This is a genomic window from Hydrocoleum sp. CS-953 (assembly GCF_002260545.1).
Taxonomy (GTDB): Bacteria; Cyanobacteriota; Cyanobacteriia; order Cyanobacteriales; family Microcoleaceae; genus Trichodesmium.
On the sequence record NZ_LGSU01000493.1, the window covers coordinates 1 to 3,336 of the forward strand.

The 3,336-nt window shown below is 33.3% G+C and carries 3 protein-coding genes; 2 read left to right on the plus strand and 1 reads right to left on the minus strand.

Annotated elements, in window-relative coordinates:
• Window positions 1–279: a transposase gene (locus AFK68_RS05045; protein ID WP_094671848.1), complete on the minus strand. Its 279-nt coding sequence runs from the start codon at window positions 277–279 to the stop codon at window positions 1–3.
• 49 nt (window positions 280–328) lie between these two features.
• Between AFK68_RS05045 and AFK68_RS05050 the strand changes: the two genes are divergently transcribed.
• Both AFK68_RS05050 and AFK68_RS43285 read left to right on the plus strand, forming a co-directional pair.
• Complete coding sequence (locus AFK68_RS05050) at window positions 329–2,422, plus strand: RecQ family ATP-dependent DNA helicase (protein WP_168186325.1); 2,094 nt, start codon at window positions 329–331, stop codon at window positions 2,420–2,422.
• A 600-nt stretch (window positions 2,423–3,022) separates the two neighbouring features.
• Window positions 3,023–3,151: a hypothetical protein gene (locus tag AFK68_RS43285; RefSeq protein WP_256386489.1), complete on the plus strand. Its 129-nt coding sequence runs from the start codon at window positions 3,023–3,025 to the stop codon at window positions 3,149–3,151.
• The last annotated feature ends 185 nt before the right edge of the window (window positions 3,152–3,336 follow it).

The window sequence follows — 3,336 nt, forward strand, 5'->3', positions numbered from 1 at the left end:
TTATCCATGAGTACAATTGCTTAAGCGCCATAATTGAGGTAATAAAATCTGTTCTATATATGTTTCAAATACATTTTTATTTGTACTACCAACTACTGTCATTAATGCAATTAAACCATCAAGGCTTAATGCCTCTAAAACACTTGTATTTTTACCTTGATTTCTAGGGGTATCAGTTACTACTCTTTCTCCTACTTTTCCCCGACCATAAAGACGAGTCATTGCCAAATTAACCCCGGATTCGTCAACAAAAACTAAATTATTTATATCTAAAAGCATTCCGAAAAATATTAAAATTTGTAATAATTTTGAGGAGAGAATAGATAAATTGAGAAATATAAATAAACAAAAGGCATTATCATTACTCAGACAGGCTTTAAATAATTCTACTGCTCAATTTCGTGATGGTCAATGGGAAGCAATAGAAGCTATTACGGAATATCAAAGTCGTCTTTTGGTTGTGCAACGTACTGGTTGGGGAAAGAGTTTTGTCTATTTTTTAGCTACTCGTTTACTTCGAGATAAAGGGAAAGGTATAACTTTCTTAATTTCTCCCCTTTTAGCATTAATGCGAAATCAAATTTCCGCAGCAGAACGAATTGGAATTAACGCTCAAACAATTAACTCCAGCAACTCGGAAGAATGGGAAAAAGTAGAAAATAATTTAAGGGCAGGAAAAGTAGATGTTTTGTTGATTTCCCCAGAAAGATTAGCAAATGAAAACTTCCGAGAAAATATCTTAATTCCTATTGCTAAAAATATAGGTTTATTTGTAGTTGATGAAGCTCATTGTATTTCTGATTGGGGGCATGATTTTCGCCCAGATTATCGACGCATTGTCAGAATTTTACAAGCTTTACCAAAAAATATTCCTGTGCTTGCTACTACTGCTACTGCTAATAATCGAGTTGTGGATGATATTATTGTTCAACTAGGTGAAAATCTGAAAATATCTAGAGGTTCATTAACTAGAGATAGTCTCCAATTACAAAATATTTATCTGTCATTTCCTCCTCCTCGTTTAGGATGGTTAGCAGAACATTTACCTAATATTCCTGGCAGTGGAATTATTTACACTTTAACTGTGAGAGATGCCGAAAGAGTTACTAACTGGTTGAAGTTTCAAGGAATAAATGTAGCAGCTTATCATAGTAATAAAGATACAGAAGAGCGAGAAGAATTAGAACAGCAATTATTGAATAATGAAGTTAAGGCATTAGTGGCAACTGTAGCTCTAGGAATGGGTTTTGATAAACCAGATTTAGGATTTGTTATTCATTATCAACGTCCTGGTTCAGTGGTACATTATTATCAACAAGTAGGGCGTGCGGGTAGAGCAGTAGAAAATGCTTATGGCATTCTTTTAAGTGGTGCAGAAGATGAAGAAATTACTAATTATTTTATTCAGACTGCTTTTCCCCCAGAAGCTCATAATCAATCAGTTTTGTCTGCATTAAATCAAGCAGAGGATGGTCTTTCAGTTCCGATGTTAGAGGAACATTTGAATCTAACTAATGGACAAATAAATAAGGTTTTGAAGTTATTGTCTATTGAGACTCCATCCCCAGTAAAAAAAATCGGTTCAAAGTATTATGCAACTCCAATTAATTATCAAACAAACACAGAAAAAATAGAAAAATTGACTCAAATACGTCGTCAAGAACAAGCTCGAATGTGGGATTATATGGAGAGTCAAAAATGCTTAATGCAATTTCTTAGAAAAGAATTAGATGACCCAAATCCTCACCCTTGTGGTAAATGTGCTATTTGCTTAGGAAAACCAATTTTTTCAGAGAATGTTTCCTCAAAATTTGTGACAGAAGCTGTTAAATTTTTACGAAGTAGCGAACAAATTATTGAACCTCGAAAGAAATGGCCGAAAGATGCCTTATCAACTTATAATTTCAACGGCAATATTTCTCCAGAATTACGAGCAGAAGTTGGGCGATCGCTTTCTCTTTGGAATGATGCTGGTTGGGGAGAACTTGTGAAAAAAGGTAAATACACAGATAACCATTTTAGCAATAGATTAGTTCAAGCTACATACGAAATGATTAAACGTTGGCAACCTCAAACTTTTCCCACTTGGGTAACTTGTATTCCTTCTTTAAATCGTCCGGAACTTGTTCCTAATTTTGCTCAAAGTCTGGCTAAAAAATTAGGTTTACCCTTTGTGCCGTGTGTCATAAAAATTCATCATACTTCACTACAAAAAGAAATGAGTAATAGTTACAAACAAGCTCATAATTTAGACGGTGCTTTTGAAATTAATCATTGGTCAGGAATTAGGGGAAATGTATTTTTAGTAGATGATGTTGTAGACTCAAGATGGACTTTTACTGTAGTTACAGCATTGTTAAGAAAAGCTGGTAGTGGTAAAGTTTTTCCATTAACTTTAGCCATGAATCAATTGTCAACTTAAAATTCAAAAGTTAAAAGTCAAAAGTTAAAAGTTAAAAATTACAAGGTAAGTATTCAGCTATTAGCTGTCAGCCATTCCTGCGGAATGGTACACAGCAACAAAAACCTCAAGCTTAAGGAAGATATTTAAACAAATATAGACTTGAAAACTAGCTTTTATAGTAAAATAAAATTTCTGATTTATCGGGAACCGTATAATACCATTTCTCAAAAACTTTTCTACATTTGATTGAGTAGGGGAGTAGGGGAGTGTAGGGACGTTAGCATTTTTGTTATGCAACGTCCGTACGGGAGAAGTAAAGATAAGAATAATTAACATTAACTTGCCTCAAATAAGCAAAAAGGTGATTATACCAAGAATTACTTAATAACTGAAGTGTTAATCAAGTATAGCATTAATGCATGGTAATTGGTATAAGAGTAAAAATTTAGATATTTTATAGTATCCCAACTAGAATATAATAGGACTTACGCAGAAACCGGGTTTATTTAGAAAAATTCGTGGCTTGAACAACAAATTAGGGCAATAAACCCGGTTTCTTGTCTGGTTTTTGTGTCTTGTATAATTCAAATTAAATACCTTGAGACTATTCTTAAAGCTATGCCAAAACGTGTAAGTAAAATGCCAAAACATATCGTTTCTGAGTTATCTCCAGAACAAGAAATATTGCTTCCAAAGTATATAGAAAAGTGGAAGGCAATACCAACACTAACCCAACCTATCAATTGAGAAAAAGTTGAAACAGCAATTAGAGCTGCCTATAAAGCGAGTGACTTTCCTGAACCTAAAATTATTTTTTTTTCCAACCCTTTTGCAGCAATTAAAGAAATTTTAGGGACTAAAAACTTCAAGACATACTTAGGAAAGGATATTAGTAGTAAATTTAAACAAAGAGTTTTCACTCATCTTTATCA

Excerpts from the sequence above, each read along its gene's own strand:
- AFK68_RS05045 (WP_094671848.1), bottom strand. The coding sequence starts at position 279 with ATGCTTTTAGATATAAATAATTTAGTTTTTGTTGACGAATCCGGGGTT.
- AFK68_RS43285 (WP_256386489.1), top strand. The coding sequence starts at position 3,023 with ATGCCAAAACGTGTAAGTAAAATGCCAAAACATATCGTTTCTGAGTTA.